General features: G+C 59.6%; 10 protein-coding genes. All 10 read left to right on the top strand.

The window, feature by feature from the left end:
* Nucleotides 1-73: 73 nt before the first annotated feature.
* The 10 genes from mtnA to AC3IYG_RS15350 all read left to right on the top strand — a co-directional run bounded on the left by mtnA (nucleotide 74) and on the right by AC3IYG_RS15350 (nucleotide 14,825).
* Complete coding sequence (mtnA, locus tag AC3IYG_RS15395; protein ID WP_489309803.1) at nucleotides 74-1,150, top strand: S-methyl-5-thioribose-1-phosphate isomerase; 1,077 nt, start codon at nucleotides 74-76, stop codon at nucleotides 1,148-1,150.
* Nucleotides 1,151-1,431: 281 nt separating this feature from the next.
* The gene (gene gyrA / locus AC3IYG_RS15390) at nucleotides 1,432-4,080 is read left to right on the top strand and encodes a DNA gyrase subunit A (protein WP_489309801.1); all 2,649 of its coding nucleotides are present in this window, start codon (nucleotides 1,432-1,434) and stop codon (nucleotides 4,078-4,080) included.
* 90 nt (nucleotides 4,081-4,170) lie between these two features.
* A complete protein-coding gene (serC, locus tag AC3IYG_RS15385) occupies nucleotides 4,171-5,256 on the top strand; it encodes a 3-phosphoserine/phosphohydroxythreonine transaminase (RefSeq protein WP_489309799.1) in 1,086 nt (361 codons plus the stop codon).
* A complete protein-coding gene (gene pheA, locus AC3IYG_RS15380; RefSeq protein WP_489309797.1) occupies nucleotides 5,256-6,350 on the top strand; it encodes a prephenate dehydratase in 1,095 nt (364 codons plus the stop codon). Before serC ends, pheA begins: the two co-directional genes overlap by 1 nt.
* A 133-nt stretch (nucleotides 6,351-6,483) precedes the next feature.
* Nucleotides 6,484-7,596 (top strand): histidinol-phosphate transaminase, encoded by a 1,113-nt coding sequence (hisC, locus tag AC3IYG_RS15375; RefSeq protein ID WP_489309795.1) that lies wholly within the window; start codon nucleotides 6,484-6,486, stop codon nucleotides 7,594-7,596.
* Between the two features lie 28 nt (nucleotides 7,597-7,624).
* Complete coding sequence (locus tag AC3IYG_RS15370; protein WP_489313925.1) at nucleotides 7,625-9,832, top strand: bifunctional prephenate dehydrogenase/3-phosphoshikimate 1-carboxyvinyltransferase; 2,208 nt, start codon at nucleotides 7,625-7,627, stop codon at nucleotides 9,830-9,832.
* Complete coding sequence (gene cmk / locus AC3IYG_RS15365; RefSeq protein ID WP_489309793.1) at nucleotides 9,829-10,518, top strand: (d)CMP kinase; 690 nt, start codon at nucleotides 9,829-9,831, stop codon at nucleotides 10,516-10,518. The genes AC3IYG_RS15370 and cmk overlap by 4 nt, the downstream gene beginning before the upstream one ends.
* Before the next feature lie 122 nt (nucleotides 10,519-10,640).
* Complete coding sequence (gene rpsA / locus AC3IYG_RS15360) at nucleotides 10,641-12,323, top strand: 30S ribosomal protein S1 (RefSeq protein WP_489309791.1); 1,683 nt, start codon at nucleotides 10,641-10,643, stop codon at nucleotides 12,321-12,323.
* A gap of 152 nt (nucleotides 12,324-12,475) precedes the next feature.
* Nucleotides 12,476-12,760, top strand: coding sequence for an integration host factor subunit beta (ihfB, locus tag AC3IYG_RS15355; RefSeq protein ID WP_108098123.1), 285 nt, complete (start codon nucleotides 12,476-12,478; stop codon nucleotides 12,758-12,760).
* A gap of 625 nt (nucleotides 12,761-13,385) precedes the next feature.
* Nucleotides 13,386-14,825, top strand: coding sequence for a flippase (locus tag AC3IYG_RS15350; RefSeq protein WP_489309789.1), 1,440 nt, complete (start codon nucleotides 13,386-13,388; stop codon nucleotides 14,823-14,825).
* The last annotated feature ends 27 nt before the right edge of the window (nucleotides 14,826-14,852 follow it).

The following is a 14,852-nucleotide window of genomic DNA, read 5'->3' as shown; positions in this document are numbered from 1 at the left end:
AAGTATACCCGAGCGCCTTGGCAGGGGGCTCGCTATAATCCGCGGCTTTTCGTTTCCGAGTACGAGGTTGGCCATGCGCGAGCAATTGTTGGCGGCAGAGAAGGTTAAGGCCATCGATTGGCGGGATGGCGCGCTGTATCTGCTCGATCAGCGGCGCCTGCCGTTCGAGGAAACCTGGTTGCGCTACGACTCCGCGGCCGGGGTGGCCGAGGCGATTAAAGCCATGGTGGTGCGCGGTGCCCCGGCCATTGGCATCAGTGCGGCCTATGGCCTGGTGTTGGGTGTGCGGGCGCGGCTGGCTGCAGGCGGGGACTGGCAGGCGGCGCTGGAAGAGGATTTCCGCGTGCTGGCCGATTCGCGGCCGACGGCGGTCAACCTGTTCTGGGCGCTGAACCGCATGCGTGAGCGTCTGGGGCGTCTGAAGGCGACGGACAGCCCCCTGGTGGTGCTGGAGGCCGAGGCGGTGGCCATCCATCTGAGCGATCGCGAGGCCAACCTGACCATGGCGCAGCTCGGCGTCGATCTGATCCGCAAGCACCAGGGCAATCTGCAAACCCTGCTGACCCATTGCAACACCGGCGCGCTGGCCACTGGCGGCTTCGGCACGGCACTGGGGGTGATTCGCGCGGCTTATCTGGATGGGCTGGTCGAGCGGGTCTACGCCGACGAAACCCGGCCCTGGCTGCAAGGTTCGCGGCTGACCGCGTGGGAGCTGGCCAACGAGGGTATTCCGGTCAGCCTGAATGCCGACTCGGCGGCGGCCCATCTGATGAAGACCAAGGGCATTACCTGGGTGATAGTCGGTGCCGACCGGATAACCGCCAATGGTGATGTGGCCAACAAGATCGGCACCTATCAGTTGGCAGTCAATGCCATGCACCACGGGGTGCGCTTCATGGTGGTGGCGCCGAGTTCGACTATTGATATGACCCTGGAAAGCGGCGATGACATCCCGATCGAGGAGCGTGATGGTCGTGAGTTGCTGGAATTGGCGGGGCAGCGGGTGGCGGCGGATGTGGATGCGGTCAATCCGGTGTTCGATGTCACGCCGGCCGATCTGATCGATTTCATCGTGACCGAAAAGGGCATAGTCGAGCGCCCGGATGCCGCCAAGATGACGCAATTGATGTGCCGCAAGCGCCTGCACTGATCGGGTTGGGCGAAAGCGGCCGTGCCCGTTCCGGGTGCTGGCATTTGCATGGCGCGGCTAGCGCGTTGTCTGCTGGCTGGGGATAGGTGCGGGGCGCTGATTGTGGTACTCTCCGTCAGTTTTCAAGGGGGGCGACCAGGGGCGTAATTACTGCGCAGGTCCATGTCGTAACCCGTTGATTTGTCGTGAGTCGTTGCTGGGCCTCAGCCCGCGGCGGCGAGCTTCGCCCTATTCAGGATGGATGCGGTGGAGCTTCACCAGAAAAAGGAACCAGGCTTCTCATGGGCGAACTGGCCAAAGAAATCATACCGGTCAATATCGAAGACGAGCTGAAGCAGTCCTACCTCGACTACGCGATGAGCGTAATCGTCGGACGAGCCTTGCCGGATGCGCGCGATGGCCTCAAGCCCGTGCACCGTCGAGTGCTGTTCGCGATGAGCGAGCTGGGTAACGACTGGAACAAAGCGTACAAGAAATCCGCCCGCGTGGTCGGTGACGTGATCGGTAAGTATCACCCGCACGGTGATACGGCGGTATACGACACCATCGTACGTATGGCGCAGCCGTTCTCGCTGCGCTACCTGCTGGTCGACGGCCAGGGCAACTTCGGTTCGGTGGACGGCGATAACGCCGCGGCCATGCGATATACCGAAGTGCGCATGACCAAGCTGGCCCACGAGCTGCTGGCGGACCTGGACAAGGAAACCGTCGACTGGGTGCCCAACTACGACGGCACCGAGATGATCCCGGCGGTCATGCCGACCAAGATTCCGAACCTGCTGGTCAATGGTTCCAGCGGCATCGCCGTGGGCATGGCGACCAACATTCCGCCGCACAACCTCGGTGAGGTCATCGACGGTTGCCTGGCGCTGATCGAAAACCCCGAGCTGACGATCGACGACCTGATGCAGTACATCCCGGGTCCGGACTTCCCGACGGGCGCCATCATCAATGGCCGCGCCGGGATCATCGAGGCCTATCGCACCGGTCGTGGGCGGATTCAGATCCGTGCCCGCGCCGAGATCGAAGACATCGACAAGGTCGGTGGTCGCCAGCAAATCGTCATCAGCGAGCTGCCGTACCAGCTGAACAAGGCACGGTTGATCGAGAAGATCGCCGAGCTGGTGAAAGAGAAGAAGCTTGAAGGCATCACCGAGTTGCGCGACGAGTCCGACAAGGATGGCATGCGCGTGGTGATCGAGCTGCGTCGCGGCGAAGTGCCGGAGGTGATCCTCAACAACCTCTATGCCCAGACCCAGCTGCAGAGCGTGTTCGGTATCAACGTGGTGGCGCTGATCGACGGCCAGCCGAAGATCCTCAACCTCAAGGACCTGCTCGAAGCCTTCATCCTTCACCGCCGTGAAGTGGTGACCCGGCGTACCGTCTACCTGCTGCGCAAGGCCCGTGAACGTGGCCACATCCTTGAAGGGCAGGCGGTCGCGCTGTCCAACATCGACCCGGTTATCGCGCTGATCAAGGCCTCGCCGACGCCCGCTGAAGCCAAGGAAGCCTTGGTCTCCACGGCGTGGGAATCCACCGCGGTACAGGCCATGGTCGAGCGCGCTGGCGCCGACTCCTGCCGCCCGGATGACCTCGATCCGCAGTACGGCTTGCGTGACGGCAAATACTTCCTCTCGCCGGAGCAGGCCCAGGCCATCCTCGAGCTGCGCTTGCACCGTCTGACCGGTCTGGAGCACGAGAAGCTGCTGGCCGAGTACCAGGAAATCCTGACCCAGATCGGCGAGCTGATCCGCATCCTCACCAGCGCCACGCGCCTGATGGAAGTGATCCGCGAAGAGCTGGAGGGGGTCAAGGCCGAGTTCGGCGATGCTCGTCGCACCGAGATTCTCGATGCCCGCCTCGATCTGACCCTGGGTGACCTGATCACCGAGGAAGATCGCGTGGTGACCATCTCCCACGGTGGCTATGCCAAATCCCAGCCGCTGACCGCCTATCAGGCTCAGCGTCGTGGCGGTAAAGGCAAGTCCGCGACCGGGGTGAAGGACGAGGATTACATCGAGCACCTGCTGGTCGCCAACAGCCACACCACGCTGATGCTGTTCTCCAGCAAGGGCAAGGTGTACTGGCTGAAGACTTATGAGATTCCGGAAGCCTCGCGGGCTGCGCGTGGTCGGCCGCTGGTCAACCTGCTGCCGCTGAGCGAAGGCGAGAGCATCACCACCATGTTGCCGGTGGACGAGTACACCGAAGGTCACTTCATCTTCATGGCCACCGCTGGCGGTACCGTGAAAAAGACCCCGCTGGAGCAATTCAGCCGTCAACGCAGCGTCGGTTTGATCGCACTGGAGCTGGACGAAGACGACATCCTGATTTCCGCCGCCATCACCGATGGTTCTCGTGAGGTCATGCTGTTCTCCGATGGCGGCAAGGTCACCCGCTTCAAGGAAACCGACGTGCGCGCCATGGGCCGTACCGCTCGTGGCGTGCGTGGCATGCGCCTGCCGGAAGGGCAGAAGCTGATCTCCATGCTGATCCCGGAAGAGGGCAGCCAGATCCTCACCGCCTCGGCCCGTGGTTATGGCAAGCGCACCGCCATCGCCGAGTTCCCCGACTACAAGCGTGGTGGTCAGGGTGTGATCGCCATGGTCAGCAACGAGCGCAACGGCAAACTGGTAGGCGCCGTGCAGGTGCTGGACGGCGAGGAAATCATGCTGATTTCCGACCAGGGCACGCTGGTCCGTACGCGGGTCGACGAAGTTTCCAGCCTGTCGCGCAACACCCAGGGTGTGACCCTGATCAAGCTGGCCAGCGATGAAACGCTGGTGGGCCTGGAGCGTGTGCAGGAACCGTCGGCGCTTGACGAGGAAATGGGCGAGGGCGAAGAGCTGGAAGGCGAGGCGTCCGAAGAGGCCGAACTGGAAGGCGAAGAGGGCGTAGAAGCCCCGGCTGCGGAAGCCAGCGAAGAGTAAGCGCGTAGGGCGTACTGCTACGCGAGTGCGCCCTGCACGAAAGCGCACCGTCGTCCCGGCGGCGGTGTTGGTGAACTGAGAGAGATTGACGTGAGCAAGCGAGCCTTTAACTTCTGCGCCGGCCCCGCCGCGCTTCCCGAAGCTGTACTGCAACGCGCCCAGGCGGAACTCCTCGACTGGCAGGGTAAAGGCCTGTCGGTGATGGAGATGAGCCATCGCAGCGACGAGTATGTTGCGATCGCCGAAAAGGCCGAACAGGACCTGCGTGACCTGCTCGTCATCCCCTCGAACTACAAGGTGCTGTTCCTGCAGGGCGGCGCCAGCCAGCAGTTCGCCGAGATCCCGCTGAATTTGCTGCCGGAAGACGGCATTGCCGATTACATCGACACTGGCATCTGGTCGAAGAAGGCCATCGAAGAAGCGCGCCGCTATGGCAACGTCAACGTCGCCGCCAGCGCCAAGCCGTACGACTACTTCGCGATTCCCGGGCAGAACGAGTGGCAGCTGAGCCGCGATGCGGCCTACCTGCATTACGCCTCCAACGAGACGATCGGCGGCCTGGAGTTCGACTGGGTTCCCGAGACGGGCGATGTGCCGCTGGTGGTGGACATGTCCTCGGACATCCTCTCGCGGCCCATCGATGTGTCGAAGTTCGGCCTGATCTACGCTGGCGCGCAGAAGAACATCGGCCCGTCCGGCCTGGTGGTCGTCATCGTGCGCGAAGACCTGCTCGGTCGCGCCCGTTCCAGCTGCCCGACCATGCTCAACTACAAGGTCGCCGCGGATAACGGCTCCATGTACAACACCCCGGCAACCTTCTCCTGGTACCTCTCGGGCCTGGTGTTCGAGTGGCTGAAGGAGCAGGGCGGTGTCGAGGCGATGGAGCGGCGCAACCGCGCCAAGAAAGACCGGCTCTACGGCGTCATCGATGCCAGCGAGTTGTACAGCAACCCGATCGCGAAAAACGCCCGTTCCTGGATGAACGTGCCGTTCCGCCTGGCGGACGAGCGCCTGGACAAGCCCTTCCTGGTGGGTGCCGAGGCCCGTGGCCTGCTCAACCTCAAGGGCCATCGTTCTGTTGGCGGCATGCGTGCCTCCATTTATAACGCCGTGGGTCTCGATGCCGTGGAGGCTTTGGTGGCTTACATGGCGGAGTTCGAGAAGGAGCACGGTTGATGTCCGAGCAAGAGCTGAAAGCCCTGCGGGTGCGGATCGACAGTCTCGACGAGAAGATTCTCGACCTGATCAGCGATCGCGCCAGCTGTGCCCAGGAAGTGGCGCGGGTGAAGATGCTGGCCTTGCCGGAAGGCGAGAAGCCGGTGTTCTACCGTCCCGAGCGCGAAGCCTGGGTGCTCAAGCACATCATGGATCGCAACAAGGGGCCGCTGGGTAACGAGGAGATGGCGCGCTTGTTTCGCGAGATCATGTCCTCCTGCCTGGCGTTGGAGCAGCCACTCAAGGTGGCCTACCTCGGCCCGGAGGGTACTTTCACCCAGGCGGCCGCGCTCAAGCATTTCGGCCATGCGGTGATCAGCGTGCCGATGGCAGCGATCGACGAAGTGTTCCGTGAAGTGGCCGCCGGTGCGGTCAATTTCGGTGTGGTGCCGGTGGAGAACTCCACCGAAGGCGCGGTCAACAACACCCTGGACAGCTTCCTTGAGCATGACATGGTGATCTGTGGCGAAGTCGAGCTGCGTATCCACCATCACCTGCTGGTGGGCGATACCACCAAGACCGATCGCATTACCCGCATCTACTCCCATGCCCAGTCCCTGGCGCAGTGCCGCAAGTGGCTGGACGCGCATTACCCGAATGTCGAGCGCGTGGCGGTTTCCAGCAACGCCGATGCGGCCAAACGGGTGAAAAGCGAGTGGAATTCGGCGGCGATTGCTGGCGATATGGCGGCAAGCCTGTATGGCCTGACCAAGCTCGCCGAGAAGATCGAAGACCGTCCGGATAACTCCACGCGCTTTTTGATTATCGGCAGCCAGGAAGTGCCGCCTACCGGCGACGACAAGACTTCGATCATCGCCTCCATGCGCAACAAGCCGGGCGCGCTGCATGAATTGCTGGTGCCGTTCCATGCCAATGGCATCGACCTGACCCGGATCGAAACGCGTCCGTCGCGTAGCGGCAAGTGGACCTATGTATTCTTCATCGACTTCGCCGGCCACCACCGTGATCCGCTGATCAAGGATGTGCTCGAGAAGATCAGTCAGGAAGCAGTGGCGCTCAAGGTGCTGGGCTCCTACCCGAAAGCCGTTCTTTGACCCTGGAGAGGGTGTTTTCGAAACCGTCGAGCGAGCCCGTATCTATTGGGGCAAAGGGCGCCGCGCAGTATTGCACGCGAGCCCGTCGGCAATTTGAAAGCAACTTCTGAAAGCGATTCTCTGAGGAGAGCCCATGAGTAGCGACTTCCTCGCCCTGGCCCAGCCTGGCGTGCAGAAACTTTCGCCTTACGTGCCGGGCAAGCCGGTCGACGAACTGGCCCGTGAGCTGGATCTCGATCCGGCCAGCATCGTCAAACTGGCCAGCAACGAAAATCCGCTTGGCCCCGGCCCGAAAGCCCTGGCGGCGATCCGTGAGGCGGTGGCCGAGCTGACCCGTTACCCGGATGGCAATGGTTTTGCGCTGAAAGGCCTGCTGGCCGCCCGTTGTGGCGTGCAGGTCAAGCAGGTCACTCTGGGCAATGGGTCCAACGACATTCTTGAGCTGGTCGCCCGCGCTTACTTGGCGCCGGGGCTGAATGCCGTGTTCAGCCAGCACGCCTTTGCCGTTTATCCCATCGCTACTCAGGCGGTGGGGGCGGAGGGGCGCGTGGTGCCGGCCAAGGACTGGGGGCACGATCTCGAGGCCATGCTGGCGGCGATCGATGCCAATACCCGGGTGGTCTTTATCGCCAATCCGAACAACCCGACCGGCACCTGGTTCGGCCCGGCTGCGCTGGCCGACTTTCTGGCGCGTGTGCCCGGGCATGTGCTGGTGGTGCTGGATGAGGCCTATATCGAGTACGCTGAAGGCGAAGAACTGCCCAATGGCCTCGACTATCTGGCCGGTCACGCCAATCTGCTGATTTCCCGTACCTTCTCCAAGGCTTATGGCTTGGCGGCGTTGCGTGTCGGCTATGCGCTGTCTTCGGCGGTGATCGCCGATGTGCTCAATCGCGTGCGCCAGCCCTTCAACGTCAACAGCCTGGCTCTGGCTGCGGCCTGTGCGGCGCTGGAGGATGCCGAATACCTGGCGCACAGCCGCCAGCTCAACGATGCCGGCATGGCGCAACTGGAAGAGGGTTTTCGTCAGTTGGGGTTGAGCTGGATTCCATCCAAGGGCAACTTCATCGCTGTCGATCTCGGTCGCGAGTCGGCGCCGCTGTTTCAGGCGCTGCTGCATGAAGGAGTGATCGTGCGGCCGGTGGCCAATTACGGTATGCCGACTTACCTGCGCATTTCCATTGGTCTGCCGGCGGAAAACACTCGCTTCCTCGAAGCGCTGCGCAAGGTGCTGGCAAGTGTCTAATGTCACGCCTGTGCAACAGGCCGGGCCTATGATCGGCCGCCTGGTGGTGGTGGGGCTCGGCCTGATCGGCGGTTCCTTTGCCAAGGGTTTGCGCGAGAGCGGGCTCTGCCGCGAAGTGGTAGGAGTCGATCTCGATCCGCAGTCACGACGCCTGGCGGTCGAGTTGGGGGTGGTCGATCGCTGCGAAGAACAGCTCGCTGCCGCCTGTCAGGGGGCCGATGTGATTCAGCTGGCGGTGCCTATTCTGGCCATGGAGAAGCTGTTGGCCGAGCTGGCCAAACTCGATCTGGGTGACGCGGTGCTGACGGATGTCGGCAGCGCCAAAGGCAATGTGGTGCGCGCCGCGCGTCTGGCCTTTGGTGGGTTGCCGCCGCGCTTTGTTCCGGGTCACCCGATTGCGGGCTCCGAAGAGAGCGGGGTGGAGGCCTCGAATGCCGGGCTGTTCCGTCGCCACAAAGTGATTCTGACGCCGCTGGAGCGGACCGATGCCGCCGCGCTGGCGCTGGTCGATCGGCTCTGGCGCGAGCTGGGTGCGGATGTCGAGCACATGGCGGTCGAGCATCACGATGAGGTGCTGGCGGCTACCAGTCACCTGCCGCATCTGCTGGCCTTCGGTCTGGTGGATTCGCTGGCCAAGCGCAGCGAGAACTTAGAGATTTTTCGATACGCCGCGGGCGGTTTCCGTGATTTCACACGGATCGCCGGCAGCGACCCAGTGATGTGGCATGACATCTTCCTCGCCAATCGCGAGGCGGTATTGCGCACGCTGGATGCATTTCGCAGTGACCTCGACGCCTTGCGCGACGCGGTCGATGCAGGGGATGGGCATCAACTCCTGGGCGTGTTCACGCGCGCTCGGGTGGCCCGCGAGCATTTCAGCAAAATTCTGGCCCGTCGGGCCTATGTGGATGCTATGAACACCAACGACCTGATTTTCCTGGCCAATCCTGGTGGTCGCCTGTCTGGGCGGATTCGCGTACCGGGCGACAAATCCATCTCTCACCGCTCGATCATGCTCGGCTCCCTGGCCGAAGGCACGACCGAGGTCGAGGGTTTCCTTGAGGGTGAAGACGCACTGGCGACCTTGCAGGCGTTCCGCGACATGGGTGTGGTCATCGAAGGCCCGCACCATGGTCGCGTGACCATTCATGGGGTTGGCCTGCATGGCTTGAAAGCGCCACCTGGCCCGATCTACCTGGGTAACTCGGGCACCTCGATGCGCCTGCTCTCCGGCCTGTTGGCGGCACAGCCTTTCGATACCACCCTGACCGGCGATGCCTCGCTGTCCAAGCGGCCGATGAACCGCGTGGCCAAACCGCTGCGCGAGATGGGGGCGGTGATCGAGACTGCGGCGGAAGGTCGCCCGCCAATGACCATTCGTGGCGGTCAGCGCCTGTCTGGCATGAACTATGAGATGCCCATGGCCAGCGCTCAGGTCAAATCCTGCCTGTTGCTGGCGGGTCTCTACGCGTCCGGTAAGACGGCGGTGACCGAGCCGGCACCGACCCGTGACCATACCGAGCGCATGCTGCGTGGCTTCGGCTACCCGGTTGCGGTCGATGGCAGCACGGCGACCGTCGAGTCTGGCCACAGCCTGACCGCGACCCATATCGAAGTGCCGGCGGATATCTCCTCGGCGGCCTTCTTCCTGGTCGCCGGCAGCATCGCCGAAGACTCCGAGCTGCTGCTGGAGCACGTCGGTATCAACCCGACGCGCACTGGCGTGATCGATATTCTGCGCCTGATGGGGGCGGACATCAGTCTGGAGAATCAGCGTGAAGTCGGTGGCGAGCCGGTGGCGGATCTGCGCGTGCGCTCGGCCAAGCTCAAGGGTATCGATATCCCCGAGCATCTGGTGCCGCTGGCTATTGATGAATTTCCGGTGTTGTTCGTCGCCGCGTCCGTGGCTTCCGGCCGCACCGTGCTGCGTGGCGCCGAAGAGCTGCGGGTGAAGGAATCCGACCGGATCCAGGTCATGGCCGACGGCCTGCTGGCGCTGGGCGTCAAGGTCGAGCCTACGGCCGACGGCATCATCATCGATGGGGGCGCCATTGGCGGTGGCGAGGTGCACAGCCATGGCGATCACCGGATTGCCATGTCTTTCAGCGTGGCATCGTTGCGGGCGACCGCCCCGATCCGCATCCACGATTGCGCCAACGTCGCGACCTCCTTCCCGAACTTCCTCGGCTTGGCCGCGCAAGTCGGAATTCGTGTGAGTGAAGAGGCTAAATCATGACTGCTCAGGCTCCGGTAATTGCGATTGACGGGCCGAGCGGTTCCGGCAAGGGCACGATTGCAGGTCTGCTGGCGAAGAAACTGGGCTGGAGCCTACTGGATTCCGGCGCACTCTATCGGTTGTTGGCATTCGCGGCGCGTAACCATGGCGTCGACCTGACCAACGAAGAGTCGATGAAGGTGCTTGCCGCTCATCTGGATGTGCAGTTCATTGCGGCGACCAATGGTCAGCCGCAGCGCATCATTCTCGAAGGCGAGGAGGTGACCGACGCCATCCGCAATGAGCAGGTGGGTGCCGGTGCTTCCCAGGTCGCGGCCTTGCCGGCGGTCCGTGATGCCCTGCTGCAGCGCCAGCGCGCGTTTCTCGAAGCGCCGGGCCTGGTGGCGGATGGGCGCGATATGGGTACCGTGGTTTTCCCCGAAGCACCGCTGAAAATCTTCCTGACCGCCAGCGCCGAGGAGCGTGCCCGTCGCCGCTACTTACAGTTGAAGGCCAAGGGTGATGATGTTAATCTTGCGAGTCTGCTAGACGAGATTCGTGCGCGTGATGAGCGTGACACGCAACGCGCGGTAGCACCGCTGAAACCGGCGCCTGACGCCATTCAGCTGGACTCCACGGAGCTCTCGATCGAACAGGTGCTGGAGCGCATTCTGAGTGAAGTCGCCAATCGCGACCTCGCCGGATGACCAAGCAGGCAGGTGGGAATCCAGTCTTAATCCCGCAGCCGGCTTTTAAATAAACGAAACCCACATTGTCTGGGATGTGGAAGCTGGGCGTATTTTTCGCCCTAGATCAATCAGGAATCAACATGAGCGAAAGCTTTGCAGAACTCTTTGAAGAAAGCCTAAAGACCCTCAATCTTCAGCCAGGCGCCATCATCACCGGTATCGTTGTCGACATCGACGGCGACTGGGTGACTGTCCACGCCGGCCTGAAATCCGAGGGCGTCATCCCGCTCGAGCAGTTCTACAACGACGCTGGCGAGCTGACTATCAAGGTCGGTGACGAAGTTCACGTTGCGCTGGACGCGGTCGAAGACGGCTTTGGCGAAACCAAACTGTCCCGCGAAAAAGCCAAGCGTGCCGAGTGCTGGATCGTTCTGGAAGCGGCTTTCGCAGCTGAAGAAGTGGTTAAGGGCGTTATCAACGGTAAGGTTAAAGGCGGCTTCACAGTCGACGTTAACGGCATCCGTGCGTTCCTGCCAGGTTCTTTGGTCGACGTTCGCCCAGTGCGCGATACCACGCACCTGGAAGGCAAAGAGCTCGAGTTCAAAGTTATCAAGCTCGACCAGAAGCGCAACAACGTTGTCGTTTCCCGCCGCAGCGTATTGGAAGCCGAGAACAGCGCCGAGCGCGAAGCTCTGCTGGAATCCCTGCAGGAAGGTCAGCAAGTCAAGGGTATCGTCAAGAACCTCACGGATTACGGCGCATTCGTCGATCTGGGTGGCGTCGATGGCCTGCTGCACATCACCGACATGGCTTGGAAGCGCATCAAGCATCCGTCGGAAATCGTCAACGTTGGCGATGAGATCGATGTAAAAGTCCTGAAGTACGATCGCGAGCGCAATCGTGTTTCCCTGGGTCTGAAGCAACTGGGCGAAGACCCATGGGTTGCTATCAAGGCTCGCTACCCGGAAAGCACCCGCGTTACCGCGCGTGTAACCAACCTGACCGACTACGGCTGCTTCGCAGAGCTGGAAGAAGGCGTGGAAGGCCTGGTGCACGTGTCCGAGATGGATTGGACCAACAAGAACATCCACCCGTCCAAAGTCGTACAGGTTGGCGACGAAGTGGAAGTCATGGTTCTGGATATCGACGAAGAGCGTCGTCGTATCTCCCTCGGCATCAAGCAGTGCAAAACCAACCCGTGGGAAGATTTCTCCGGTCAGTTCAACAAGGGCGATAAAATCTCCGGCACCATCAAGTCGATCACCGATTTCGGTATCTTCATTGGTCTGGATGGCGGCATCGACGGCCTCGTTCACCTGTCCGACATCTCCTGGAACGAAGTAGGCGAAGAAGCTGTACGCCGCTTCAAGAAAGGCGACGAGCTGGACACCGTGATCCTGTCGGTTGATCCGGAGCGTGAGCGCATCTCCCTGGGCATCAAGCAGCTGGAAGACGATCCGTTCTCCAACTACGTGTCCGTTAACGATAAAGGCACCATCGTGCGCGGCATCGTTAAAGAAGTTGACGCTAAAGGCGCTGTGATCACCCTGGCCGAAGGCATCGAAGCTGTACTGAAAGCCTCCGAAATCAGCCGTGACCGCGTTGAAGATGCGCGCAACGTGTTGAAAGAAGGCGAAGAAGTCGAAGCTAAGATCATCAGCGTCGACCGCAAGAGCCGCGTAATCAGCTTGTCGGTCAAGTCGAAAGACGTAGACGACGAGAAAGAAGCTATCAAGGACCTGCGTAAGCAAGAGCCTAGCGAAAGCACTGGCCCGACCACCATCGGTGACCTGATTCGTGCGCAAATGGAAAACCAGAACTAAGTTCTGATTGACCATCAAAAAGGGCGACTTCGGTCGCCCTTTTTTGTTTCTATATCAATGGCCTGCAGTGGTTTGGGGGCTGTTCAAAACCCGGTGGCCATGCTAAAACCTTCTTAGAGCTGATCTAGTCGCTTGAAAACGAAGGGAAAACCATGACCAAGTCGGAGTTGATCGAACGCATCGTCACCCATCAGGGGCTCCTTTCACCCAAGGATGTGGAGCTGGCGATCAAAACCATGCTGGAACAAATGTCCCAGGCTCTCGCGACGGGCGATCGCATCGAGATCCGTGGCTTCGGCAGCTTTTCCCTGCACTTCCGCGCCCCCCGCGTGGGCCGCAACCCGAAGACAGGGCAGTCGGTGCGCCTGGATGGCAAATTCGTACCGCATTTCAAGCCGGGCAAGGAGCTGCGGGATCGGGTGAATGAGGATGAATAGCGCTTCGGGTATGTACGCCCTGCTGGCAGGGACTATTGCAGGACTAACTAGCATGAGCCTTGCGCGTTCATAGTTGCTTCTGCTCGGTTCAAAGCCCTTCCATCATTAGCAGTGCATCTTTATTCCGCTGTGATGCGCCTTCATTCAGAAATCTTAATGCTCTCTGGGCACGGCAGAGGCCCTATGGGATAGGGGCGTTCTCGGTTGCTGCTGGCCGCATGTGGGGGCTTCTAAGATTTTTCCGAACTCTGGCTTGTATCATGGCAAAATATCCCCCCTCTCGATGCCGAGCTGTCTAAAATCTCCTTTTCCCATCCTGATCGAGTAGATTTTTGGGGGCGGAGGTCGGCTTGTAAAATTTCATTGCTTATACTAAAGGGCTTTACCTTCCTGTCATTTGTTTTCGTTCTTTCGCGGGGCAGGTAATAAAAATATTCAAAATTTAGTTACTTCTTGATAGATGGTTAAAGTAAACGGATAACTCTATGCAAGACGGTTTCAGTGTTTTGATAAGGATTTATCGATAGTGAGTCTAGGTATTGCATGGGTTTTGGCAGTGGGCTGATTATCAATGATGCATATGGGAAGTGTAGCTTCTTGCTGGGAGTTATTTTTAGAGTAAGTCATGAGCATACGTCGAAATACACTTTATAACCTTTTAGGCGCGGGGGTGCCGCTAGCTGTATCCCTGCTTACTGTGCCGACCTATCTCGAGTTTATGGGCGAAGCGCGCTATGGCGTCTTAGCCATTGCTTGGCTTCTACTTGGGTATTTTGGTCTATTTGATCTTGGGCTGGGACGCGCAACAGCGCAGCGTATTGCTGCGCTGAAAGATAGCGCTGCGGAAGATCGAGCCCGAATATTCTGGACTGCTCTCAGTCTGAATGCCGGTTTGGGCATCATTGGTGGTCTGTTGATCTGGCCTGCGGCGATATATTTTTTTGGCAATGTGTTCAAGGTTGAGGATGCGTTGCGCGCCGAGGTAGTGGCTGCCGTGCCCTGGTTGGTGATCGCGGTACCCATGGCGACGCTTACAGGCGTGCTGACTGGGGCGCTTCAGGGGCGAGAGCGTTTCTTTGAACTAAATATTATATCAATAGTAGGAACGTTGCTTTTTCAATTATTACCGTTAATTGTCGCTGTATTTTATAGTGTCGAGTTGTCGGTTATCCTTCCAGTTGTACAGTTCTCACGCCTGATTACGCTGCTTTTTCTATTCGGCTGTTGCAGTCGCTATGTTTTTGGTGGCTGCCCTGTTTTATTCGACCGCTCACAGGTTGGGCAGTTGGTCAGGTTTGGGGGGTGGATAACCGTATCTTCGTTTGTAGGTCCAATGATGGTTGTGCTCGATCGCTTCATCATTGGTGCGCTCTCCGGGGCGAAGGCTGTTAGCTATTATACGGTCCCTTTTCAATTGGGGGAGCGTAGTACGGTCATTGCGAGCGCGCTCGTGACTACCCTGTTCCCGCGTTTCGCATTGGTCAGCCGAGAGGAAGAGTTGCGTTTAGCTCACGAAGGGCTTCGGTCTATTGTGGTCGTAATGACACCATTAGTAGCAGTAGGCATCCTGATCATGAAACCATTCTTGTCGTATTGGATTACGCCTGATTTTGCGGAGCGGTCTGCTTTTGTCGGTCAGATTATTTTACTGGCTTTCTGGTTTAATGGTTTTGCGCTTATACCGCTTGCGCAACTGCAGGCGAGGGGGCGGCCAGATTTAGTTGCTAAATGCCACTTGGCGGAGTTGATTCCGTATTCTCTCATGCTGTATGCGGGGCTGAAGCTTTGGGGGATGAGTGGTGCGGCATTGGCGTTTGCAATGCGTGTATTGATTGATTTTGCATTGTTGGCAAAATTGGCTGGGGCTTTTCGGGAAACGCTTAAGGTGCTGATTATCCCGGTATTGCTTCTGTCTTCAATATTTTTGATTTCAAATCTTTATACCGGTAGAGGTATGGGTTGGTTTTTTCTTGTGGCTTTTCATCTGCTAGTGATATTTATATGGTCTTGGTGGCAGGCGCCGTTTTCGATTAGATCGGCTTTTTTGCGAAGCGCAAGAGTCTAGTGTTTTTTTTGTCTCTGCAAAGCTTTT

The organism is Pseudomonas sp. KH_027 (assembly GCF_057838565.1).
The sequence above is the reverse complement of the archived record's forward strand: the minus strand, read 5'-3'. Positions and strand labels throughout refer to the sequence as shown.

Coding starts and splice junctions, on each gene's coding strand:
- hisC (WP_489309795.1), top strand. CDS start 6,484: ATGAGTAGCGACTTCCTCGCCCTGGCCCAGCCTGGCGTGCAGAAACTT.
- gyrA (WP_489309801.1), top strand. CDS start 1,432: ATGGGCGAACTGGCCAAAGAAATCATACCGGTCAATATCGAAGACGAG.
- cmk (WP_489309793.1), top strand. CDS start 9,829: ATGACTGCTCAGGCTCCGGTAATTGCGATTGACGGGCCGAGCGGTTCC.
- AC3IYG_RS15350 (WP_489309789.1), top strand. CDS start 13,386: ATGAGCATACGTCGAAATACACTTTATAACCTTTTAGGCGCGGGGGTG.
- mtnA (WP_489309803.1), top strand. CDS start 74: ATGCGCGAGCAATTGTTGGCGGCAGAGAAGGTTAAGGCCATCGATTGG.
- rpsA (WP_489309791.1), top strand. CDS start 10,641: ATGAGCGAAAGCTTTGCAGAACTCTTTGAAGAAAGCCTAAAGACCCTC.
- ihfB (WP_108098123.1), top strand. CDS start 12,476: ATGACCAAGTCGGAGTTGATCGAACGCATCGTCACCCATCAGGGGCTC.
- AC3IYG_RS15370 (WP_489313925.1), top strand. CDS start 7,625: ATGATCGGCCGCCTGGTGGTGGTGGGGCTCGGCCTGATCGGCGGTTCC.
- pheA (WP_489309797.1), top strand. CDS start 5,256: ATGTCCGAGCAAGAGCTGAAAGCCCTGCGGGTGCGGATCGACAGTCTC.